This window comes from Klebsiella sp. 141161 (assembly GCF_050600815.1).
GTDB lineage: Bacteria > Pseudomonadota > Gammaproteobacteria > Enterobacterales > Enterobacteriaceae > Klebsiella > Klebsiella aerogenes.
The window spans coordinates 487,717-510,599 of the sequence record NZ_JAQIRN010000001.1 but is presented as its reverse complement, the minus strand read 5'-3'; the positions used below and the strand labels follow the sequence as shown (position 1 = coordinate 510,599).

The 22,883-nt window shown below is 48.2% G+C and carries 23 protein-coding genes; 17 read left to right on the top strand and 6 right to left on the bottom strand.

The genetic code is table 11. The annotated features are described in order from the left end of the window. Window positions 1-74 precede the first annotated feature (74 nt). Entirely contained in the window at window positions 75-1,127 is a 1,053-nt protein-coding gene (locus PGR79_RS02455; RefSeq protein ID WP_015366285.1) for a LacI family DNA-binding transcriptional regulator, read from the bottom strand. Between the two features lie 222 nt (window positions 1,128-1,349). Here PGR79_RS02455 and PGR79_RS02450 point away from each other — a divergent pair, with 222 nt between their 5' ends. From PGR79_RS02450 to PGR79_RS02420, 7 genes are all read left to right on the top strand, one after another. Further along, on the top strand, window positions 1,350-1,790 hold the full coding sequence (locus PGR79_RS02450) for a PTS sugar transporter subunit IIA (protein ID WP_020078611.1): 441 nt from the start codon (window positions 1,350-1,352) through the stop codon (window positions 1,788-1,790). A gap of 10 nt (window positions 1,791-1,800) precedes the next feature. Then, on the top strand, window positions 1,801-2,067 hold the full coding sequence (locus tag PGR79_RS02445) for a PTS sugar transporter subunit IIB (RefSeq protein ID WP_087859397.1): 267 nt from the start codon (window positions 1,801-1,803) through the stop codon (window positions 2,065-2,067). 31 nt (window positions 2,068-2,098) lie between these two features. Next, window positions 2,099-3,361 (top strand): PTS ascorbate transporter subunit IIC, encoded by a 1,263-nt coding sequence (locus PGR79_RS02440; RefSeq protein WP_087859398.1) that lies wholly within the window; start codon window positions 2,099-2,101, stop codon window positions 3,359-3,361. A 21-nt stretch (window positions 3,362-3,382) separates the two neighbouring features. Further along, a complete protein-coding gene (alsE, locus tag PGR79_RS02435) occupies window positions 3,383-4,060 on the top strand; it encodes a D-allulose 6-phosphate 3-epimerase (RefSeq protein ID WP_087859399.1) in 678 nt (225 codons plus the stop codon). 270 nt (window positions 4,061-4,330) lie between these two features. After that, window positions 4,331-4,795 carry a PTS sugar transporter subunit IIA gene (locus PGR79_RS02430; RefSeq protein WP_087859400.1) on the top strand — a complete coding sequence of 155 codons (465 nt, stop codon included), beginning with the start codon at window positions 4,331-4,333 and terminating at the stop codon, window positions 4,793-4,795. 46 nt (window positions 4,796-4,841) lie between these two features. After that, window positions 4,842-5,153: a PTS fructose transporter subunit IIB gene (locus PGR79_RS02425; RefSeq protein WP_001028229.1), complete on the top strand. Its 312-nt coding sequence runs from the start codon at window positions 4,842-4,844 to the stop codon at window positions 5,151-5,153. A 43-nt stretch (window positions 5,154-5,196) separates the two neighbouring features. Continuing rightward, window positions 5,197-6,303 (top strand): PTS fructose transporter subunit IIC, encoded by a 1,107-nt coding sequence (locus tag PGR79_RS02420; protein WP_087859401.1) that lies wholly within the window; start codon window positions 5,197-5,199, stop codon window positions 6,301-6,303. 166 nt (window positions 6,304-6,469) lie between these two features. Here the strand turns inward: PGR79_RS02420 and PGR79_RS02415 are convergent, their stop codons facing one another. After that, on the bottom strand, window positions 6,470-7,420 hold the full coding sequence (locus PGR79_RS02415) for a LysR family transcriptional regulator (protein WP_087859402.1): 951 nt from the start codon (window positions 7,418-7,420) through the stop codon (window positions 6,470-6,472). A 99-nt stretch (window positions 7,421-7,519) separates the two neighbouring features. Between PGR79_RS02415 and PGR79_RS02410 the strand changes: the two genes are divergently transcribed. The 4 genes from PGR79_RS02410 (at window position 7,520) to PGR79_RS02395 (ending at window position 10,519) form a co-directional block, all read left to right on the top strand. Beyond that, entirely contained in the window at window positions 7,520-7,954 is a 435-nt protein-coding gene (locus tag PGR79_RS02410) for a DMT family transporter (RefSeq protein WP_087859630.1), read from the top strand. 8 nt (window positions 7,955-7,962) lie between these two features. Continuing rightward, on the top strand, window positions 7,963-8,445 hold the full coding sequence (locus PGR79_RS02405) for a DMT family transporter (protein WP_113373175.1): 483 nt from the start codon (window positions 7,963-7,965) through the stop codon (window positions 8,443-8,445). A 206-nt stretch (window positions 8,446-8,651) separates the two neighbouring features. After that, on the top strand, window positions 8,652-9,503 hold the full coding sequence (locus PGR79_RS02400) for an aldo/keto reductase (RefSeq protein WP_113373176.1): 852 nt from the start codon (window positions 8,652-8,654) through the stop codon (window positions 9,501-9,503). Between the two features lie 26 nt (window positions 9,504-9,529). Beyond that, on the top strand, window positions 9,530-10,519 hold the full coding sequence (locus PGR79_RS02395; protein ID WP_113373177.1) for an aldo/keto reductase: 990 nt from the start codon (window positions 9,530-9,532) through the stop codon (window positions 10,517-10,519). A gap of 33 nt (window positions 10,520-10,552) precedes the next feature. Here the strand turns inward: PGR79_RS02395 and PGR79_RS02390 are convergent, their stop codons facing one another. Further along, window positions 10,553-11,446, bottom strand: coding sequence for a LysR family transcriptional regulator (locus tag PGR79_RS02390; protein WP_086630276.1), 894 nt, complete (start codon window positions 11,444-11,446; stop codon window positions 10,553-10,555). Window positions 11,447-11,593: 147 nt separating this feature from the next. Between PGR79_RS02390 and PGR79_RS02385 the strand changes: the two genes are divergently transcribed. The 4 genes from PGR79_RS02385 (at window position 11,594) to PGR79_RS02370 (ending at window position 16,041) form a co-directional block, all read left to right on the top strand. Next, on the top strand, window positions 11,594-12,385 hold the full coding sequence (locus PGR79_RS02385) for an SDR family oxidoreductase (protein ID WP_113373178.1): 792 nt from the start codon (window positions 11,594-11,596) through the stop codon (window positions 12,383-12,385). A 376-nt stretch (window positions 12,386-12,761) separates the two neighbouring features. Continuing rightward, complete coding sequence (locus tag PGR79_RS02380; RefSeq protein ID WP_430917319.1) at window positions 12,762-13,964, top strand: multidrug effflux MFS transporter; 1,203 nt, start codon at window positions 12,762-12,764, stop codon at window positions 13,962-13,964. A 366-nt stretch (window positions 13,965-14,330) separates the two neighbouring features. Further along, complete coding sequence (locus PGR79_RS02375; RefSeq protein ID WP_113373179.1) at window positions 14,331-15,200, top strand: aldo/keto reductase; 870 nt, start codon at window positions 14,331-14,333, stop codon at window positions 15,198-15,200. A 247-nt stretch (window positions 15,201-15,447) separates the two neighbouring features. Beyond that, window positions 15,448-16,041: a TetR/AcrR family transcriptional regulator gene (locus PGR79_RS02370; protein WP_316552512.1), complete on the top strand. Its 594-nt coding sequence runs from the start codon at window positions 15,448-15,450 to the stop codon at window positions 16,039-16,041. 121 nt (window positions 16,042-16,162) lie between these two features. On the opposite strand, the gene PGR79_RS02365 is transcribed toward PGR79_RS02370, so the two are convergent. Beyond that, the gene (locus PGR79_RS02365; RefSeq protein ID WP_113373180.1) at window positions 16,163-17,092 is read right to left on the bottom strand and encodes an aromatic alcohol reductase; all 930 of its coding nucleotides are present in this window, start codon (window positions 17,090-17,092) and stop codon (window positions 16,163-16,165) included. A 141-nt stretch (window positions 17,093-17,233) separates the two neighbouring features. On the opposite strand from PGR79_RS02365, the gene PGR79_RS02360 reads away from it, so the two are divergent. Then, complete coding sequence (locus tag PGR79_RS02360) at window positions 17,234-18,136, top strand: LysR family transcriptional regulator (protein ID WP_113373181.1); 903 nt, start codon at window positions 17,234-17,236, stop codon at window positions 18,134-18,136. Window positions 18,137-18,488: 352 nt separating this feature from the next. Beyond that, window positions 18,489-19,049: an Ail/Lom family outer membrane beta-barrel protein gene (locus tag PGR79_RS02355; protein WP_113373183.1), complete on the top strand. Its 561-nt coding sequence runs from the start codon at window positions 18,489-18,491 to the stop codon at window positions 19,047-19,049. Between the two features lie 184 nt (window positions 19,050-19,233). On the opposite strand, the gene PGR79_RS02350 is transcribed toward PGR79_RS02355, so the two are convergent. Together PGR79_RS02350 and PGR79_RS02345 are read right to left on the bottom strand one after the other, a co-directional pair. Beyond that, window positions 19,234-20,913, bottom strand: coding sequence for a glycoside hydrolase family 43 protein (locus PGR79_RS02350; RefSeq protein ID WP_113373184.1), 1,680 nt, complete (start codon window positions 20,911-20,913; stop codon window positions 19,234-19,236). Between the two features lie 43 nt (window positions 20,914-20,956). Beyond that, window positions 20,957-22,396: an MFS transporter gene (locus PGR79_RS02345; RefSeq protein ID WP_162750133.1), complete on the bottom strand. Its 1,440-nt coding sequence runs from the start codon at window positions 22,394-22,396 to the stop codon at window positions 20,957-20,959. Window positions 22,397-22,883 lie beyond the last annotated feature (487 nt).

Below are 22,883 nucleotides of genomic sequence, written 5' to 3'. Positions count from 1 at the left end.
AGCATAACTTTTCTAACGCATAGTTATCCTGCCGTATTCGGCGGGATAACAAATCAATAAATATGTCGCCAACACTACTGCTTTCTGGTGCTGGCGCGAACTTGTAACGCTGAGGGTAATTCAATGAATTTATCCGTCGAATTGCCCGCCAGTAGCTCAAGCAATGTTTGTCCTGCGAGGGTTCCCGTTTCACTCCAGGGGAATTCGACGGCAGTCAGCGCCGGTGAGCAAACGGCGGCAAGAGTCCCCCCACTCAGGCTTGCCAGTGCCAGAGAGTCGGGCACTTTTTGCCCCGCGCCATGGCAGGCCATAATGCAACCGCAGGCGATTTCATCGGATGTGCAAATCAGCGCATCAAGCTCAGGCCAGGTGATACGAATATCGCCGAGCAGGTTCAGGCCGGTCGTAATGCCTGCCGGCAGGTGAGAGGTCACCACGCGATGCGGGGAGTGGTTAACGGAGAGCATCGCGCTGTTCCAACCGCTTAGTACCTGGCGAAACATAATGTTATTGGAAGCCGTGCAAAGCAGGCCGATATTTTTATATCCGGTCTGTACAAGCGATGTGACCAGTTTTTTGATGGCTGCGGCATAGTCAACGCCAATGCTGACCCAGCTCGCATCGCGATTGATGGCGCCAATCTCAACCACCGGCACGCCGGTGTTACTTATCATTTGCGAACAACTGCTGATGTTATCAATATTGAATTGAACAATCGCAGCCGGGTTGTAAGCGAGCATTTGCGCAAAAGCTTTTTCTTCACTCTGTCCACCCTGACCGGACTCGATAAACATCATGCTATAGCCCTGGGTCGTGAGCACGGTCTGTAGTGTTTCGGAGACGGCAAGAAAGCCCGGGGAGGAAAAAGAGGGAACCACGCCCATCACCAGACTGGAGTCAGCAGAGGCAAGGTTGCGGGCCTGCAGATTTGGCACATAGCCCAGCTCGCTTACTGCGGCTTCAATGCGTGTACGCAGTTCAGGATTCACTTTTTCAGGCATGCGTAACGCGCGTGACACGGTCATCGTGCTCACGCCGACCAGTTTTGCCACTTCAGCAAGCGTAATTTTACCGGTGTTTTTCCTGCGTTTTTCTCTCGCGCTATCGTCCGCTTCTAACGTCTGCACTGGTGTCCTCCTTTCGCCTGACTGGGCAGCCATTGTAAATGATGTTTGGCATTTTGCGCATTGCCCAACTGCAAAGTAATGATAAGTATGGATAACAAAGTTAGCGGTAACAAGAATTTTAACATTATTGCCGTGTTAGCGCTAACTTTGAGATGAAGATCACGGTAAGCCGCGAAGAGATTCCACTATAGTAGGCTCACTTTCAATGCTATCGGGGAATTTATGATCACGACCTGGTTACCAACGGAAAATATCCAGATTGTGGATTCAGTCAGTGACTGGAAACAGGCAATTACGTTATCGGCTCAACCCTTATTGGCGAAAGAGGCGATTACTGAAGATTATATTCAGGCCATTTTTAACAGCCATGAAAAACTTGGTCCTTATTATGTTTTAGCGCCTGGTCTGGCGATGCCTCATGCTCGCCCGGAGCAAGGTGCAATTAAAAATGGTTTATCGCTTTTGCATATTAAAAAAGGCGTTTCTTTTGGCTCGGAAGAGAATGACCCTATTTACGTCGTGATTATGCTGTGTGCGCTTTCGGGAGATGAACACATCAATATGATTACAGCCCTGGCGGACATTTTTAGCGATGATGAACGACTCTCAGCACTGCTGAAAGCCTCATCAATGACGAAAATTCAAGCCGTTATCAATGGATAGTGAGGTAGAGATGAAAAAGGTTCTGATTGTTTGCGGTAACGGTTTAGGTAGTAGCTTTATCGTTGAAATGAATGTAAAAAAAATTATTAAAGAGCTGAATAAAGAAGCAGAGGTTTCCCATACCGATCTGACTTCGGCAAAAAGCGAAACTGCCGATATTATTCTTAGCGCCAGGGATATAGCTGAACATCTGTCCAGCCATTCTGCGCAGGTTTTTGGTTTATCTAACCTGCTGGATAACAATAAAATAAAAGAAATTCTTTCCGAGAATCTCTGATTAATTATTTGCGGCCTTACGGAGTCATTCTATGCTGCAGTTTATTATTCATGATGTGTTGGGCACACCAGCAATACTGGTCGGTCTGTTTTCCCTGATCGGCTTATTATTGCAGAAAAAAGCAGTTTCCGACGTTATTTCCGGAACCCTCAAAACCATTATGGGGTTTGTGATATTAACATCCGGGGCGGCGATTGTCGCCACGACGTTAACGACGTTTAGCCAGCTGTTTGAGCACTCCTTCCATATTCAGGGTGTTGTCCCCAATACTGACGCCATGGCGGCGCTGGCGCAGAAAAACTATGGTACCGCGACAGCCATGATCATGGTGCTGGGGATGTTGTTTAACATTGTCCTTGCCCGAATTACGCCGCTGAAATACATCTTCCTGACGGGCCACCACACGCTGTATATGTCGGCGATGCTGGCCGTCATCCTCTCTGTCGGTGGTCTGTCGCCGTTCTGGGTGGTACTGGTGGGGGCGGTGATCCTCGGCATCATGATGGTGGTCTCTCCGGCTATTCTGCAGCCATTTACCCGCAAAATTACCGGCACTGATGACCTGGCGCTGGGCCACTTTGGTTCAACCGGGTATCTGCTGTCGGCGCTGGTGGGAAAAGCGATCGGTAAAGGCAGCCCGTCGATTGAAGAGCTGAAGGTGCCGAAAACGCTGAACTTCCTGCGTGACTCCTCGGTGGCCATCTCACTGACGATGATGATCCTGTTCCTGATTCTGGTACTGGTCGCAGGTAAAGCGTTTGTTGAGACCAGCATCAGCGGTGGTCAGAACTTTATCATCTTCGCCATTATCCAGTCGCTGACCTTCGCGGCAGGCGTGTGGATCATCCTTGCGGGGGTTCGCATGATTATTGCCGAAATTGTTCCGGCCTTTAAAGGCATCGCCGACAAGCTGGTGAAAGACGCTAAACCGGCGCTCGACTGTCCAACCGTCTTTCCGTTCGCCCCGAACGCGGTGATAGTCGGCTTCCTGTCAAGTTTTGCCGCTGGTCTGGTGAGTATGTTCCTCTGCCCACTGCTTGGTTTAAGCGTCATTGTTCCCGGCCTGGTGCCGCACTTCTTCTGCGGCGCGACGGCGGGCGTTTATGGCAACATCTGCGGCGGTCGTCGCGGCGCGGTGGTGGGGGCATTCGCTCACGGTCTGTTGATTTCATTTTTGCCCGCGATTTTGCTGCCTCTGATGGGCGACCTTGGCTTTGCATCCACCACCTTTGGCGATGCGGACTTTGGCGTTGTTGGCATCATTCTTGGGCATGTCGTGTCACTGTTTAACTAACTAATTTTATAGAGGTGAGGTATGGCAGCTAAATTTTCGCCCTCGTTAATGTGTATGGATTTAACGCAGTTCAGAGAGCAAATTACGGCAATGAACGGTAGGGCTGATTTTTATCACGTCGATATAATGGACGGTAACTATGTGAAGAATATTACTCTATCTCCGTTTTTTATCGAAAACCTGAAAAAAATTACCGATGTGCCGATCGACGTACATCTGATGGTGAATCATCCGGAAGATATTATTCCAATGTGTATTGATGCCGGGGCCGATATTATCAGTTTCCATCCTGAGACGGCGAATAACAAAATATTCCGGCTGTTGAACCAGATTAAAGATGCGGGCCGTCGCTGCGGTGTGGTGTTGAACCCGGCTACTCCGGCGGAGGCTATTAAAGAGTACGCGCACCTGCTGGATAAAGTGACCGTCATGTCGGTTGACCCAGGCTACGCAGGCCAGAAGTTTATCCCGGAATCACTCAACAAAATCAAACAACTGATTGCGATGCGCGAAGCGCATGGTTACCACTATCTGACCGAGATCGACGGCTCCTGCAACGAGAAAACCTTCAATGTTATCTCCCGGTCGGGCGTTGACGTCTTTATTGTGGGAACCTCGGGCCTGTTCTCCCTGGCGGATAATGTCGGCGATGCATGGGATAAAATGATCAATATCTACCAGCGCGAAGTCGCTGCCTGAAAATTGCAGCGCGCTCAGCCGTATTGAGTCATTGTGCAGTGCAAAGAGTCTATTTAACCGGTCTGTCTCTTTGCCTTCGCGTTAGATTTATATGGTTGAGAGCGCTGTAACCCTTTTATATCTGGAGTTCGTTCGTGACGACTCGTCGCACGCTTGCGAATGCTTTCTATTGATGCTGTGGGCCCCGGCGGGTTTGGCAGATTGCGTGGTGGTAGAAGCCGGTATTGCTGATTACTGATGATCATTTATTTATATTAACGAAGGTGACCTATGGACATTTCGAGTGTACTTAATGTAAAAAATATCAAATTGAACATGATGGCTAAGAGTAAAGAAGAGGCAATTGAAGAATTAGCTGACTTATTAGTTCGTGATGGGGCGGTCATTAATAAAGATATTTTTCTGAAAGATGTCTGGCTACGTGAGGAACAGGGCTCAACTGGATTCGAAAATCATATTGCGATCCCGCATGGCAAATCCTCAGGAGTAGCCCGTACGGCATTGGCCATTGGACGCACCCAACATCAAATCCCATGGGAAACGATGGATGGTAGCGACGTTCGCTGTATTATTTTGTTTGCCGTATGCCTGGTCGACCAAAATGCCACCCACATCCGATTGTTATCGCAAGTTTCGGGTTCACTTGCCGATGAAGAGATAGTGGACAAATTACTGATGGAAGATTCCCCTCAGAAAATCATTGATCTTTTAAACGCTGAAGGTGCCAGCGCTTAATTTAATCATCATAGCATCGTAAATAATCAACTCCTGGAGAGTAGTGATGAATATTGTTGGGATTACAGCTTGTACTGTAGGCATTGCACACACTTATATTGCGCAAAAGAAAATTGAAATAGCAGCAAAAAAAGCCGGGCACAATGTCAAAATTGAAACGCAAGGCACTATAGGTATCGAGAATGCCTTGACCGCTGAAGAAATTGCCCAAGCCGACATCGTCCTGTTAGCCGCCGATGTTAAAGTTTCCGGTGAAGAAAGGTTTGCCGGCAAGAAAGTCGTCAAAGTACCAACGGAAATGGCGGTTAAATCACCAAATAAGCTTATCGAAAAACTTGGTGAATTAGTCAATTCATAACACTTACCCATGCGTATCCTATATAAATTAAAGGGCGTAATTTATGAATATAAAAGAAATATGGAAAGCAGCAAACCCTAAAGGTCATCTGCTGACTGCCATCTCATTCTTGATTCCGATTGTCTGTGGTGCTGGGTTTATTATTGCCATCGGTATGGGTTTTGGGGGGACGGTTCAGGACACTTTAGTATCGGGTCAATTTGATCTGTGGCAGGCCTTTGCAACAATGGGGGCTAAGGCGCTCGGACTATTGCCCGTCGTTATTGCTATCGGAATTTCCGGTTCAATCGCGGGTAAGCCGGGTATTGCCCCTGGTTTTGTTGTCGGTCTGGCAGCTAATGCTATTGGTGCGGGTTTTATCGGTGGCATGATCGGCGGCTATATTTCCGGGTATATTGCTGTTGCTATCATTAAAAATGTAAAGGTTCCTGGTTGGGCCCGGGGTTTAATGCCTACATTGATTGTGCCTTTTTTTGCATCCATTTTCAGTGCTCTGCTCATGGTCTATATCATCGGCACGCCTATTGGTATTTTTACCGATGCACTCACATCGTTCCTGAGAAGTATGGGTACTTCATCTAATTTACTATTAGGTGCTGTCATTGGAGCGTTGTGTATCGTTGACTTTGGTGGGCCGATCAATAAGACGTGCTTCGCATTCGTCTTAACTCTCCAGACACAGGGTATAAATGAGCCAGTTACGGCCCTGCAGTTAGTTAACACAGCAACACCCATCGGTTTTGGACTGGCATTTTTTATCGCCAAACTGTTTCGCAAAAACATTTATAATAACGAAGAAATCGAAATGCTAAAATCGGCGGTTCCTATGGGGGTAGTGAATATTGTTGAAGGAGCTATACCTATAGTGATGAATGATATCGTTCGCGGTATTGCAGCAGCGGCAATCGGCGGTGCTTGTGGCGGTGCAATCACCATGGTATATGGCGCAGATGCAACTGTACCTTTTGGTGGTGTATTGATGCTGCCAACAATGTCAAACCCCATGGCGGGTATTATGGCGTTGATAGTTAATATATTAGTCACAGCAACCGTCTATGCTGTCATCAAAAAAGATGTACCTCGCGATGTTGTTATAAACAATGATCAAGAAGAGGAAGATATCAACTTCGATGACATTAAAATTAGTTAAGTATATACATAATGGTATGCAGTAACATGCTGTCGCGCTCACAATGAATTGTGATAATAGAATATTATTATCGCGCTATATACTATTTGCTGCATTCTCTTTTAATCGTCACGAGTAAGAAATGGGTCGCCAGCGTGACCCATTTCTTACAGGCATATCATCACAATTACTTAGAAAGAGTATCGCTTAGCTGCCAGTATAGCGGCGAACCGAATGCTTCTACATAATAATCAATTACGGCCCTGACGTTTAACGTTGGATGACGAGTATGTGGATAAATAGCAGCAATATTTTGTGGCTCGGTCTTAATCGCCGTTTCCATATCCGGCATTAATTCAATAAGCTCGCCGCTCTGTAGCGTTTCGCCAATCAACCAGTCCGGAAAAAGAACTATACCCATACCGCCCAATGCTGCAATAAGTAAAGTCTCGGCATTATTAGAAGACATCAACGCAGAGACCGGATAGTGTATCCACTCTCCACCTTTTCGACGCAACAGCCAGCGATTCGGCCCGGATGAACCACGGTAAACGAGACACTTATGTCGGCTTAAATCCGCCGGGTTATCAGGTACGCCATACTTTTGAAGATAAGCCGGTGATGCTGCCAGGCGATAGCACTGTTGCCCCAAAATGCGTGCATGAAAAGATGAGTCAGTAAGCTCACCAATACGAAAAATGACATCAGCGGCATCTTTATGTGGGTCAATGTAATCATCAGTTAACGTCAGCTCAATACTGAGGCGCGGGTAACGTTCCGTCAGCCCCGCCAATTTGGGCGCGACATGCTTTTGTCCAAAAAAAACGGGAGCATTTATGCGGATTAGCCCGGAAGGCTCCAGCGTCCTTTCATTGAGTTCCCGTCGGGCAGCGTCCAGGCTACTGGTAACCGCCCGAACATAACGGATAAAAATATGACCGTTCTCTGTCGGAATAATGGCGCGCGTATTGCGATAGAAAAGTTGCTGACCGACCGCATCTTCTAACTGATGAATGACGCGTGAAACCTGAGAGGCAGAAATGCCTTCGCGACGAGCCACAGTGGAAAAGTTCTGCACTTCATACACTGCAATGAAAATGAAGAGCGATCGGATATTGATATGGCTTAAATCATACATTAATGCAATTCCTGCACAGGTGTTTATTGAATTATGGCATTTTTCTCATTTATGTTCAGGCGTAGTCTTCATCGCCTGCACATCTGGAGATTGTTTGCTATGCAATTTGTACTGATTTTGTTAGTTATCGCTGGCGGTATGGGGCTGTCAGTCGAGGCGGGAATACTAGGGCCGCTAGGGGGAGAGGTTGGTGATTTATGGGCAACGTTCAGCATATTTGGCGTAGGCGCTGCACTGACTTTCCTGCTGATGCTTTTTTTCAGCCCACGCAATAGCCCGTCATTTTTCTCTTTGCCTGGGTGGCAGCTACTTGGTGGCGTACTCGGGCCAGTTTATGTCGTTATTCTGACCGTGGCCACGCCAGTCATTGGGATAGCGATGACGATGATCGGTATCTTAGCTGGTCAGGTATTTAAGAGCCTGATAATAGACCATTTTGGTTTACTCGGTACACCCCCCAGGAAAATAGACAGTAAGCGAATTATCGCCCTTATTTTTATCATCGCTGCATTAATTCTGGTTGCCAGAGGATAAGTGAGACTATGACATTTATTATGATCGTTTTAGCCGTTATAGGCGGCTCCATGTTGAGTATTCAGGCGGCCATTAATGGACAATTGGGTAGTCAGGTAGGGGTATTTAAAAGCGCGTTCCTGACCTTTTCCGTAGGCGCAATTATCACCGCTTTGCTTATTTTCTTTTTTGAACCAAAACAGTTGGTTACACTGATGGATGTACCTAAATGGCAACTGCTGGGCGCCATGTTTGGCGTACCCTATATCGTTATCATGGTTTTAGCCGTACAACGAATAGGGACCGCGATTGCCACAGTCGCCGTGATCTTCGGACAGTTAACCATGAGCATGTTAATCGATAACTTTGGCTGGTTGGGAAATCAATCCATTTCGTTTTCGATGAGTCGTCTGGGGGCCATCGTCTGCTTAGGTATCGCGCTTTTCTTCATTTACTCAAGTAATAAAGTAAAGGCGACCGCCTTAAAACAAGACGTTCTGTCATCGAGCTAAATAGAATCAGTCACGTTCATCTATAAGGGATACGGACTAAAAATATCTGCATCCCTTATGAAAAGTAAATGCTCCGTTGATGATATCCAGAGCTAATATCGCCAAATTGATGAATATACCTAATAAACCCTAGCTAATTACCCCATCTAATCGAATAAATCACTTCGCGTTATGCTTTTTCTGAACAACAGCCAAAGGATAACGTGATGCAAACTGTAAAACTGAACAACGGTATTGAAATGCCCCTGCTGGGCTTTGGTGTGTTTCAGATGTCTGATGCCGCTGAATGCGAAAGAGCCGTTATCGATGCCATCGATACGGGATACCGCCTGATCGATACCGCCGCGTCTTACCAGAATGAAACCCAGGTCGGGAATGCACTGAAACAGACCGGCATCGCCCGTGACGAGCTCTTTGTAACGACCAAGCTATGGCTTCAGGATACTCATTACGAAGGCGCTAAAGCACAGTTCGAACGCTCCCTGAATCGACTGCAACTTGATTATGTTGACCTGTACCTGATTCACCAGCCTTACGGTGATGTCCATGGGGCATGGCGTGCCATGGAAGAATTGCAACAGGCTGGCAAAATTCGCGCCATTGGCGTCAGTAACTTCCATCCTGACCGACTGGCCGATCTCATTGCCTTCAACCACGTTGCCCCGGCGGTAAACCAGATTGAAGTAAACCCCTTCAACCAGCAGTTGCATCCCGTGCCGTGGATGCAAAGCCGGGGTATTCAGCCGGAAGCCTGGGCGCCGTTTGCAGAAGGTAAAAATGGTCTGTTTGAGCATCCCGTATTAACGGCGATTGGCCAGAAGTACGGTAAAAGCGTGGGACAGGTTGTGCTGCGGTGGATTTTCCAGCGAGGCATCGTTTCGCTGGCAAAAACAGTGCGAAAAGAACGCATGGAAGAGAACATCAACATTCTCGATTTCGAACTGAGTGATGAAGATATGTTGCAGATTACTGCTATCGACACCGCAACAAGTGCTTTCTTCTCACACCGCGATCCTGCCAGAGTTGAATGGTTGGCCGGTCGCAAACTGGATGTTTAAGTCGCGATAAAAGAGGCAATTAATCAATGCAAAAACGTTATCTGGGTCAATCAGGACTCGAAGTGTCCGCGCTTGGGCTCGGCTGCATGGGCTTAAGCCACGGCTATGGCCCGGCGACCGATACGCGTCAGGCTATCGAGCTCATTCGCGCTGCGGTTGAACGTGGCGTCACCTTCTTTGATACCGCCGAAGTGTATGGCCCCTTCCTTAATGAAGAGGTTGTCGGCCTTGCCTTAAAACCGTTTCGTGACCGTGTGGTCATTGCCACCAAGTTTGGTTTTACCTTCGGTGCGGACAACAAGCAGCAGATTTTGAACAGCCGTCCGGAGCATATCCGTGAAGCCGTGGAAGGGTCATTACGCCGCCTGAAGACGGATGTTATTGATCTGCTGTATCAACACCGTGTCGACCCGGATGTCCCGATTGAAGAGGTTGCGGGAACAGTGAAAGACCTGATAGCGGAAGGCAAAGTTAAACATTTCGGCCTGTCCGAAGCGGGTGCGCAAACCATCCGTCGTGCTCATGCGGTACAACCCGTCACAGCCCTGCAAAGCGAGTACTCCATGTGGTGGCGTGAACCTGAGCAGGAGATCCTGCCATTGCTGGAGGAACTGGGTATCGGTTTTGTGCCATTCAGTCCATTAGGTAAAGGCTTCCTGACGGGAGCGATTAAGTCAGGAACGACGTTTGGTCAGGATGATTTCCGCAGCCGTGTGCCACGCTTCGCCGAACAGGCGATTGCAGCCAATGAAAAGCTGGTCTCGTTGTTGGGTGAACTGGCTGCAGAGAAAGGTGTGACATCTGCGCAAATCGCACTGGCATGGCTGCTGGCGCAAAAGCCGTGGATTGTTCCCATCCCTGGTACCACGAAATTGCACCGGCTGGGGGAAAACCTGGGGGCTGCTGACATCATTCTTTCGTCGGATGCGTTGCGACAGATAACCCGGGCGCTTGAATCAATTAAAATTGTCGGCGAACGTTACTCGCCTGAGCATCAGGCTCGCGTGGGTCGTTAATAGCCGGGCGGGTCCGCACGAATGGCGGACCCGTTATTCCTGGTAGCGAAGCGCATCGATCATCAGCGCAAAGGCCGGTGGATGCTGTTTGCGGCTGGGGTAATAAAGGTAATATCCAGGGAAGGAAGGGCACCATTCCTGCAGAATCTGAATGAGCTCTCCTGACTTTATATAGTCCTGCACCCTGTCCTCAGGTATACAGGCGATGCCAAAACCGGATAAAGCAGCATCAAGCCTTTCCGCCTGCAGATTAAACGTTACCTGTCCTTCAACTCTGACCCGTAAAGGTTTTCCTTCCTTCTCAAATTCCCAGTGATAAAGACCACCGGCAGTCGGTAACCGCATATTGATGCAGCGATGATGTTGTAGCTCGTGCGGCGTGTGAGGTGCAGGGTTCGTGGCGAAATAGGATGGGGCACCGACAATAGCCATGCGCATGTCCGGGCCAATTCGCACCGCAATCATGTCTTTATCAACGCTTTCACCCAGTCGTATCCCGGCATCAAAGCGCCCCTCGACAATATCGACAAAACCGTTATCGACCACCAGCTCCAGGTTAATTTCCGGATATTCTCTGAGGAAAGGTTTCAGTTTTGGCCATACCACGCTCCGCGCGGCATGTTCCCCGGCAGATAGACGGATATTACCGGAGGCGGTGCCGTTGAGTTGTACCAGCGCTTCCAGTTCTTGCTCAAGGGAGGCAATGCGGGGTTCAAGGCAGGCAATAATTCTCTCACCGGCTTCTGTCGGGGCAACGCTTCGTGTCGTGCGGGTCAGAAGGCGGATATTTAGCCTTTCCTCCAGTGCCTTCATCGCATGGCTGAGAGCTGACTGAGACACACCGAGCTTACCCGCTGCTTTGGTAAAACTTCGCTCTCTTGCCACCACAAGAAAGATCTGGAGTTCATTGAAGTTTTCTTTGAGCATCGGTGATTTCCTAGGGGAGCATACCCTTCAATATGCATTCATGAAGGGGGTTCATAGACACAATCATTTTAGCCCTATTACTGACAATAATGATAATTGATATTCTGACTGTATCGAAAATAAGTCTGAACTTTCAGAAGGTTTATCATGAAAATACTCGTGGCGGGGGCAACAGGAAGCATTGGCCTTCATGTCGTCAATATCGCTATCGAAATGGGCCATCAGCCCGTTGCGCTGGTCAGAAATAGGCACAAAGTAAAATTGCTTCCTCGTGGAACGGAGGTATTTTACGGCGATGTTTCAATGCCTGAAACTCTCATCGATCTGCCAAAAGATATTGATGCCATCGTCTTTACGCTCGGCTCAGATGGACAGGGGCGTATTGGCGCCAGAGCGATAGATTACGGCGGTGTGCGTAACATTGTCCGAATGTTCAGGGAGACGGCTGTTCACATCGCCTTAATGACCACGATAGGCGTAACTGAACGGCTCAGCACCTGGAATCAACGCACTGAAGTTCATGACTGGAAAAGGCGTGCCGAACGTCTGGTCAGGGCCAGTGGTCACCCCTATACCATCGTCAGGCCCGGCTGGTTTGATTACAACAATGATGATGAGCACAAAATCGTTATGCTCCAGGGGGATCGACGCCATACAGGAACACCAGAAGATGGTGTGATATCCCGGGAGCAAATCGCCCGGGTTCTGGTCAGTGCCCTGGGCAACCACGCGGCAAAAAATAAAACGTTTGAGCTGGTCGCTGAACGAGGCGAAGCGCAGCAGGATCTTACGCCTCTATTTGCAGACCTGCAGGCGGATAATCCGCAAAAAAATGATGGGGTTTTAGATATGGACAATATGCCACTCGTGGAAGAACCTGAGTGCATTATTAACGAGCTCAATTTCTATTTAAAAAATTTAACCAATCAAAAAGCCTGACAATTTTGTCAAATAGTGGGCAGTCTTATGATAGCTGAGGTTTGTATATTTAAATATACATACGGAGAACGCTCCTCCTGATATGAGTCCAGTTTCAAATATATTCTTTTAAACAGGCATTAGAGATGAAAGCACTGCTTATTACTACATTGGTCATAGGATTTATTTCTGCGAATACCGTATCTGCAGCTCAGCAATTAAATTATGCAGATGGAAAGAAGAGATGATCATAGTCTCAGCCAGAACGTCTGCGGTGCCCGTCCCGGTTGGGTCGCGGCTTCACAAAACTTCAGCGTCTGCCGCATTGATCTATTCCCTGCGATGAATGCTGGCAACGCGTTTACGATTTTCCCCATCAAAACAGTATCAGGGCATTATGAACAAGCAAAAAAACATTTCTCCGGCCGGGCGCGCTGCGACATCCGGCGTCTTTTTTATCGTTATTCTCGGCGCATTAATGGCCTTTACCTCTCTTTCCACCGATATTTATCTGCCTTCTATGCCGATGATGGCCTCTGAATTGCAGGGGAATGTGGAGCTGACCATTACCGGTTTTCTGATAGGGTTCTCGCTGGCGCAGTTGATTTGGGGACCAATCAGCGATCGTATCGGACGCCGCGTGCCATTGTTTATCGGCATGGTATTGTTTGTGATCGGTTCAGCCGGATGCGCGATGTCTTCCAGTATGCCGCAGATTGTTTTCTGGCGCGTGTTTCAGGCCTTTGGTGCCTGTACCGGACCAATGCTGGCAAGGGCGATGATCCGCGATCTCTATGTCCGCACGCGCGCGGCGCAAATGCTTTCGACGCTGGTCATCATCAGTGCTATCGCGCCGGTGATTGGCCCTCTACTGGGCGGGCAGATTGTCACCGTTGCCTCCTGGCGCGCCGTGTTCTGGCTGTTGGTGGTACTGGGTGGGACGATGTTTATTGCGCTCTGGTGGTTACCGGAAACGCTGCCGGGTGAAAAGCGACTGACAACGCCGCTGAGCAGCGCCTTCGGCAACTATATTTCGTTACTGCAGAATCGCGAATTTATGCGTTATACCCTCTGCGTCAGCTTTTTCTACGTGGCCGCTTACGCCTTTATTGCCGGTTCGCCGTTTGTCTACATCAGCTATTTCCATGTTGACCCACAGCATTACGGCTGGCTGTTTAGCATCAATATCATTGGTGTGATGGGACTGAGCTCCATTAATCGCCGTCTGGTGCAGCGTCATCCGTTGCATACGTTGTTGCGGGTTGCGGCGCTTGTTGCCGCTCTGGCAACTGTTGTGCTGGCCGCTGGCGCGAAAATGCAGACTGGCGGCATGGCGATGATGGTCGTGACGATTTTTATCTTTTTCTCCATGAACGGCATTATTGCCGCAGCATCGACGGCGGCGGCGCTGGATACCGTGCCATCCAATATGGCGGGGTCGGCTTCGGCGTTGATCGGCTCGTTGCAGTACGGCAGCGGGATTGTGTCATCGCTTTTACTCTCGGCGATGAGCGACGGCACGCCGTGGACAATGTCGTGGATCATGATGGTATTTACACTGTTGAGTCTGGTAATGGTAATCAAACGAAAAGTGCATTGATGGCGGATCGGTCCGTTGCGTTTTCAGGGGATCCGCGTTTTATTTGCCATCATTTTTCTGTGGTGTTCTCCGGCGCTTCTGACATCGCCAACTTAATTTCCTGGTACACCTGAAATGGGGTCACCTGGCCGGATCATACCGAACGTAGAGGTTGGTCCTTGAGTGAGTATCTCTGTCATTTACTTTATAGTCAGGGTAATAAACCTGATCGCTGAGTCCTGATTCTTTCCTGGGGTTCTGGCGCCTTTACCAAAATAACCTGTCTGTATTTATGAATTCACAGCATAGGTCAAATCATGAATGACGGGCTAATCATGGTGGCGTTCCTCGCCTAAAATGGTGTTTTAACATAACGGGAGCTTTGCCGTGGAATACTCAGTATTAAGTAACAACCTCAAAATGCCGATGGTCGGTTTTGGCGTGTTTAAGGTCACCGATAAGGAAGAGTGTAAGCAGTCGGTGTTAAGCGCTATTCGTACCGGTTATCGCCTTATTGACACCGCAGCCGTCTACGGTAATGAAGATGCCGTAGGTGACGCGGTTCGTGAGGCCATCGCCGAAGGGCTGTGTACCCGTGAGGAATTATTTATTACCTCAAAACTGTGGGTTCAGGACATGGCCAACGGCGATATGGCCAAAGCCGGTATCGAGGCGTCGCTGAAAAAATCGGGTCTGGAATACTTTGATCTCTATTTGTTGCATCAGGCCATGGGCGATTATTTCAGCGCCTGGCGCGCGTTGGAACAGGCTTATGAAGCCGGTAAATTGAGAGCCATTGGCGTATCCAACTTCTATGCGCATGTCTTAGCCAATTTCTGTGAAACCGTCAGAATTAAGCCTATGGTGAACCAGGTAGAATTACATCCTTACTTCGCGCAACCCGCCGCGCTGGAAACCATGAAGCGCTATAACGTTCAGCCTGAAGCCTGGGCGCCGTTAGGCGGCGGAAGACATAAACCGTATGAAGATGAAATGCTTCAGGGGATTGCCGCTGCCCATCAAAAAACCATTGCTCAGATTGTTCTGCGCTGGAACGTGCAGCGCGGTGTCACGGTAATTCCTAAATCTACCCGGCAGGAACGTATTGCAGAAAACTTTTCCCTCTGGGATTTCTCATTGACTGATAGCGAAATGGCGCAAATCAGCGCGCTGGATTTAGGCTATGTGGGTGAAGCGGTGAAACATTTTAATCCTGAATTTGTTCGCGGTTGTCTGGGGGTTAAAATCCATGACTGAGCGGGTAGAAAAGGGTGCGAGATCGGATAGCGAAGTACTATTTATCCCACGGTACAAAAGTGGCTGCCTGCAATAATGCGACCACCGCAGCCAAAAACGCGGAGAAAAAGTAAGCCGAACGTTGTAAACCAACCCACCACTTCTTCAGGGCATCTGTATCGTTGGATGACCGTAGACCTGTTTCTTATGATATTGTAATAACGATTACAATATGCTTCGAAAGATCATGTCTTCAAGGAGTAATGTCGTGAGCACGACGAAAGCGAATCGAACCCCAGGGCGCCCACGTAAGTTCGATCCAATGCAGGCGGTGGAAACGGCGCAACACCTTTTCCACTCGCGAGGTTATGACGCGGTGAGCGTTGCTGACCTGACAAAAGCGTTCGGGATTAACCCGCCCAGCTTCTATGCCGCTTTTGGCAGTAAACTTGGGTTATATACCTGCGTACTGGATCGCTATAGCCGCACCGGCGCAATCCCTTTTGCGACGCTTTTACGTGCCGATCGTCCGGTGGTTGAATGTTTGATTGATGTTCTGCATGAGGCGGCAAGGCGCTACGTTGCCGACCGGAGCGCTGCTGGTTGCCTGGTACTGGAAGGAACCCATTGCAACGATCCTGAGGCACGTGAAGCGGCTTGTGAATTGCATGTTGCTGCCGAAGAGAGTATTCGGAACTATATTGCGGAGCAATATCCGCAGGATGCCGTTCGCTTAACTGACTTTATGAGTACGTTGATGTCCGGACTTTCTGCGAAAGCGCGGGCAGGGGATAGCCTGGAGCGGTTACTGGAAACCGTGCGCCTGGCGGGGCTGGCGCTGCGTCAAATACTTTCACGGTGACACAGGCCTTGCTTCTGCGGGTGAGAAGGTTTGTCCGCGCGACACCTCGCTGCGGGGCGCAAAACTGCGCGTGAGCATCGGTGTTGTCGCGGACCAGGCTACAGCTACAGTATTGTGTGAGTTAAATAACGGTTTTAAGCCAGGCTTCAATATCCTGGGTCGCTATATGATTCTGTACATTCCAGGTGTCGCTCATTGGCCACCACATGCCATCTCCTCGCGCGAAAGCCGCGCGATAGCGAAGCATCGGATCGTCAGGATTTAAACGCAGGGCGTCCAGTAAGCCTGAGAGTGTTAATACGCTCTTGTCAAAGGTGTGTTTGGTCACGCGTTCAACCGTTTCAGCCAGCTTTCCATAAGAAGTCGTCTCTCCTGCGACAAAGAGCACTTCGTTAGCGATCCGCGGCTGATGCAAATAAATTTCGCTGGTTAGCCGACCAATATCTTCCGGTGATGTCACAGTGACTTGAGTTTCCCATCCTCCTAATGCCTTGATGGTTTTTTCAGATAGGTTCACCACATCAAATGCGGGTTCGAAGAGAAAACTGGTGAACATGCCGGTTGAAACAATGACCCATTCCGTGGTCTTCTGTGCCCGCAGCAGTATTCTGACGTCATACTGTTCATCCCAGACGGGCTGACCGCTGCCTTTACCTACCACATCGTAATTTACGCCAAACTGCCAGGGGAAATAGCGGTTAACGCCAGCATCCACGACGGCGTGTGCGATCTTTATCTGTGTTCCCGGACCGGCGACAAAGCCCATGCAGTTGATAATGGTTTCAAAATTCATAAAGCAGGTTGTTAACGCTTCAGTCGTGCTGGCGGCGACATCAAGAGAGATAAACTCAGCTCCCGCGTCAGCCAGTTTTTGATGAACATCAGAAAACAATTTACCCTGTTCATCCATGGCGCCTGGCGACACAATAACGCAGATGCTGCCATTACGCGCTATGACCTCTGGAAGCAGATAGTGCAGCACAGCAGCGCCCAGTTGTCCCGCGCCAAGCACTAATACTTTTTCACCCGTTGTAATATCACGCTCTTTCATATTGAACCTCTTTTGGTAAATCGCCGGTTACTAGCGAGTAGAGAGAGGTTATGTCAGTGTTCTGTATTCGATAAGACAATGAATGCAGGTTAGACTGTTCGTATAAATGGGATAATCAATGCGTTCAGGCGCGGTGGGTATATGGATAAGCTGGAATCAATGCAGGTCTATGTTTGCGTGGTAGATGTCCATAGCTTCGCAAGGGCGGCAGAAGTGCTGGGACTACCGCGTTCAACGGTATCGCGGGTCGTTAAGGAACTTGAGACGTACCTGGGTATTCAACTATTACAACGCACCACCCGCAAACTCAGCGTGACCGCCGACGGCCGACGTTACTATCATGAATGTAAAAAGGTGCTGGCTGATATTGCGACGATGGAGTCTTCATTTCCCGGCAGGTCTGCACAACCCAGAGGCCGTTTCAAAGTCGGAATGCCGCAGTCGCTCGCCCGCCATTGCATACTTCCCCGGCTGGCTACATTTCTGCATCAGTATCCTGAGCTGGAATTGATACTTTGTTCCAGTGATAACGTCGAAGACATCATTCAGGAGGGATATGACTGCGTGATCCGCGCCGGCAGGATCGAAGATTCAACGACGCTGGTCGCCCGCCCGCTCGCGAACTTCAGATGGATGGTTCTGGCTTCGCCAGACTATATTGCCGCCCATGGTAAACCGGATAACGTAGACAGCCTGCAAAGACATCACGCCGTTGGCTACCTGAATCATCGCACCGGGCGTACCACCGACTGGTTTTTTACGTTGGATGATGGTGACTGCGCGCTCCGTATGAAAGAGACGCTGATTGTTGATGATACTGACGCTTACATCCAGGCTGGAATACAAGGCTTTGGTTTGATTCGTGTCGCCAGCTATCTGGTTGCGCCCTATGTGCAAAGCGGAGCGCTCGTTCTCTGTATGGAGCACCTCTCTTTTGATTTACCGCTTTCGCTGGTTTATCCGCAAAACCGCTATCTTCCTCCTTCGGTACGCGCTTTTTATGAGTGGAGCAGAGCGGTTTTGCATCAAACCATTAACGGATGATTAAAATCGTGGCATGCCTGATTCAAACTAACGTTGCTGAAGTGAGAAGAAAGCAGCCGGAAGCCAAAAAATGCATCGCTACGGATATCCGTGTGGGGATTAAAAAAACAGCAGAAAATCCAGGGGATAAGAAGAGTACCAGGCTTCAGAAAATATTTAAAACGTCATTGTTTATGGTTTTTATATAATCAGCTCCGTCTAAACGAAATCCTAATTTTTATTATTTTTGAGAAAAGGTATAGAATTGTTTGTGGTTTTATTTCAGTATGCATAGCGCAAATAGTAAGCCTGAGTACTGCGTAATGTATTTGCTGATATTATATTTAAGGATTAATGTTAAGGGACTATACATATGAATAAAATCTGTGTGGCGGTATTACTGACAACGGCGATGGCAAGCGGCATGGCGTTGGCTGATAATCATACGGTATCAATCGGTTATGCGCAAAGTAAAGTGCAGGACTTTGATGATATCAATGGTGTAAATCTGCAATATCGTTATGAGTTTAACTCCACGTTAAGTGTCGTTGCCTCTTTTTCTTATATGCAGGGCGACGGTGAGCAGAATTATTTATACTATGGCGACTCAATAAAAAATAGTGTCGATGTGAAATACTACTCCTTACTCGTGGGGCCAGCGTACCGCATTAACAATTATGTCTCGTTATATGCGCTGGGCGGTGCGGCCTATGTTAAAGCTACAGGCTCGACGAAATGGATAAATGCAGGAGATGTTACCGCTAATTATGAAGATATCTCTGAAAAATCGACCTCTTTCGCTTACGGCGCCGGTGTGATTATTAATCCTGTGGAGAACCTTTCCGTTAATATCGGATATGAAGGAACTCAAGCAGACCTGGCAGGTAATTACTCAATTAATGGCTTTAACGTTGGCATTGGCTATCGTTTCTGATAATAAAAACAGCCTCCCTCCCGGTCGGATCTTCCGCTCGGGAGAATTTTATTGCCCGCCTACAAAACGGGCAACAGAGGTGACAGGTTTACGCCGGAGGAGTCCGACGGTGTCACAGTCGGTCAGGAACCGGCTTGCCAGGCCAGTTCCTGCCTGTAGTGATTTTAAACCGCCGCAGTGCTGGTTAATTAGCTCGTCGTTCCCCGGCCTCCCAACTATAAACATCCGTGCCAATTAACGAGTCGCCAAGCTCCTGATAATTGAAATCATAAAAATCAGCACAGGCGCCGTAGCCGGAGTAGTCTACTGCCGCAAGCCCTACAAATGCCCCGGTAAAGAAACCGCCATAGCTCTGTAGGACATAGTCATCAGAAAGAACGGCGGCATCTAAAACTACCGGAATTTCAATAAACCCGACGCCGTCAAAACTATACTCATAGCTATAGGTCTGCTTTCTGACTTTCGTCCGTAACCATACGTATTCGACGTCGTCAGGGACCTTAATCGCATTATCTTTCAGGTACGAAGTATATTTTCCGCGATTGTTCTCGGCGACCTCGATGACTCTTCCGTTAATTTCATTCCAGGTAACAAAAGCAAAGCTCCAGTGGCGATCGTTGTAGTAATTGGTTAATCCGGCCATCTGTTGGTAACTGAAAGGATTAAAGGCGACTTTAACCTGGGCATTAAAATAAAAGGCTTGCCAGCGGCGGGCAATCAACGACAGATCATGGGTATTCGCTAATGATCCCTGGCCGATTAAGGTGAGCTTTCCGTCGCCTGTAGTACCCATTTTTTTGCTAAAAGGGACCCGCAGGGTATTCCAGTTAAGATTAAGCGTTGGCGTTGTAAATTCATCGTGCTGGCTATTATCTTTCGCGCTTTCGGTATAAATGGCGTCTTTTGGCCCCTCGACAAACGTTTTACCGCCGTGACCGCCTACAATGCGCGGCCAGCCATCTTCATCCCAGTACACTTTTTGGATAGCCGTTTCCCGGCCAAGCGTGGACCAGCCGCGAGGATCATAGATTGATTCCCCAGGACGATTCCACGGACGCGCGCACAGCGAAGCATAATACCACTCGCCTTCGGGCGTCGAAACCAAAGCGCCGTGTCCTTGCTTCTGGATATAGCTGTCCGGGGTATCAACGTTAGTTAAAAATACTTCTCCTGGTTCAGTTTCGAAGCTGTCCGCGTTTAACGTCGTGGAACGGGCAACCACCTCCTGATGAGTAAACACCGTCCCCCCTTGAGCGGCAAAGAGATAGTAATAACCGTTCAGTTTGTAGAGATGCGGTCCCTCAACGAGCGCCACCGCGGTACCGCGATAGATGGTACGCGCAGTTTCCGGCATTAATTTTAAAGTTGTTGTGTCAAGTTCTGTTAAGGTAATCCCATCAAAAGGATGGTGGTACTCCCGATGGTCCCAAGTCTGTTGCACGATATATTTACGGCCATCATCGTCATGGAAAAGTGAAGCGTCAAAGCCTACGCCATTCAGTTTTATCGGCGAGCTCCACGGGCCGCGAATATCTGTTGCGGTAGTCAGGTAGTTTGTCATGTCTTTAAAGGCACCTTCGGTGACTTTCACATCGGTATACACTAACCAGAATTTGCCATCCGCGTAAGAGAGCGCCGGAGCCCAGATGCCGCCTGAAGACGGATTGCCTTTCATATCTAAAAGAGTAGTGGTCGACAATGGCGACGGCAGCAGATTCCAGTGCTGCAGATCCTTTGACTCATGCAAACGGACGCCGGGAAACCACTCAAACGTTGAGTTGGCGATATAGTAGGTGTCGTCAACACGGATAATGCTGGGGTCGGCATTAAAGCCACGCAAAATAGGGTTTTGGATAAGAGACATATCATTACACCTTTATAAATTTAAAAATTAATTCGTATTGGTTTTACACCCGAATCTCATCAAGTTGGCGGTTAATGTCGCCGACGTGTTTGTCTGAGATAGGATAAATTTGCATGACGATCATCGAGACAACCGCTAAGGCGATGGGGATCCAAACCGCTGTCATCATGATCCCGTCGATAGCGCTCGCGCTTTGTTGTGCGCCGGTTTCATTAAAACCATAGACGGCCAGCAGCCACAGAGGAATGGCTCCGCCGATGGTAAAGCCAATCTTGAAAAAGAGTCCCATAATTGCGTTGATGATTGCCGCATTTCGCTTACCAGACTTTAATTCGCCATAGGCAATAACTTCAGGTACCAGTGCCCACATAAATCCAGTGGCTGAGGTTAAGCCCCACTGTTTAATAAATGTGGCGATATAAGCAAGCCACAGCGCATCGTGCATACCTTCCCGTGACCAGACATACGTTAATAACTCACCGACAATAAACATCCCCAGGAAAATGTGGAAGAAGCCTTTCTTTCCAAAAATTTTCTTGAGTTTTGGCCAAAAAATGGGGAACGCAATACCCGGTATTGAGGCGACCAGGCCAACGGCACCCATCCACTCAGAGTGACCAACCACATATTGATTGAAAAAGCCATTAACCGTGTTCATAAAGAACATGAAGGTAAAGGCCAGCATAAAAAATAATCCAAGAATGACAAGGGGACGGTTATTTTTGAGCTCAAGGAACAAATCGGTTGTTTTGACGTTTGCCGTCTGCTCTGCGGTTGCAACGACACGTTCTTTAGTGAATTTATAGCAAATAAAAAGTGCCACCGCGCCTAATAACATATAAACAGAGTAGACGCCGAACCATGCGTAATTTGCGGATGGGTCGGTATAGTTTCCCAGATTGAGTTCTATGCCAAAAAAACCAGTATCCTTTAGGTTACGATCTTTTGGTGACGCCATTTGCACGAACATTGGGAACAGGGTATACACCAGAAGATTGGCGCTATTAGCCAGCATCATTCGCGTACTGGTTAATTTATCAATCGACTCCGGGTCTCTTGTTAGCGAGGCATTAAGAGAACCGTAAGGAATATTGACCAGGGAATAAACTAAATCCAGCGCTAAATAGATGATAAAAGCAAACGGTACGGAACCTCTGACGCCCGGAATAGGGGCAAAAAGCAAAGCGGAAAGGATCACTAGCGGCACGCCGGCTCTTAATAGCCAGGGACGATATTTCCCTGCCGCGGATGTCCTTTTGTCCACATAGGTTCCAACCATCGGATCCCAAAAAACATTGATGATTCGGACAAAAAGAAAAATGAACCCCGCAGTGGCTGTACTGATCGTATTTACCGTCAACATATGTAGAGCAAGAAAGCCGCCGATCGTGCCAAAAACCAGGTTTTGCGCAAAATCGCCCATACCGTAGCCAATACGTTCCCCGCGAGTTAATTTATGATATTCATCATTGCGATTTTGCATTATGTTTTTACTCATTCTGAGCAGACTCCGGTTTGTTGTGTGAATGTGAAACACTTTCTGACACAAATGATCTCGAAGAATCTATTACGTTTTTAAATTAATTAATTATGTTTTTTTACTTCTGTGATCCTCAAAGCAAAGGTCGTTTGGCATTATCTCTGTACTCTATATGGATTTTATGATGTTGATTATATGAAAGTGATATTTGCGAGATGGCTCACATTTGAGTGTTTTCTCAATCGCTGAGTGAAATAACGTAATTGAGCAACCGGTTTATAGAATACAGGATGTGTCATAGTTGTTACATTTCTTACATCCACCAATATTGGAGCGTTCATGCAATCTTAGGTCAAGTGCAGCACGATTAATGGTTTTGTTCACCATACAATGAAATCCATGCGGCAAGTCTCTGCGGCGTTGCTTGTTTTAGCGCTAATCATTAATTTAATTGTGGGAAAGGAGAACGTTATTCGTATAAAACCTCTGT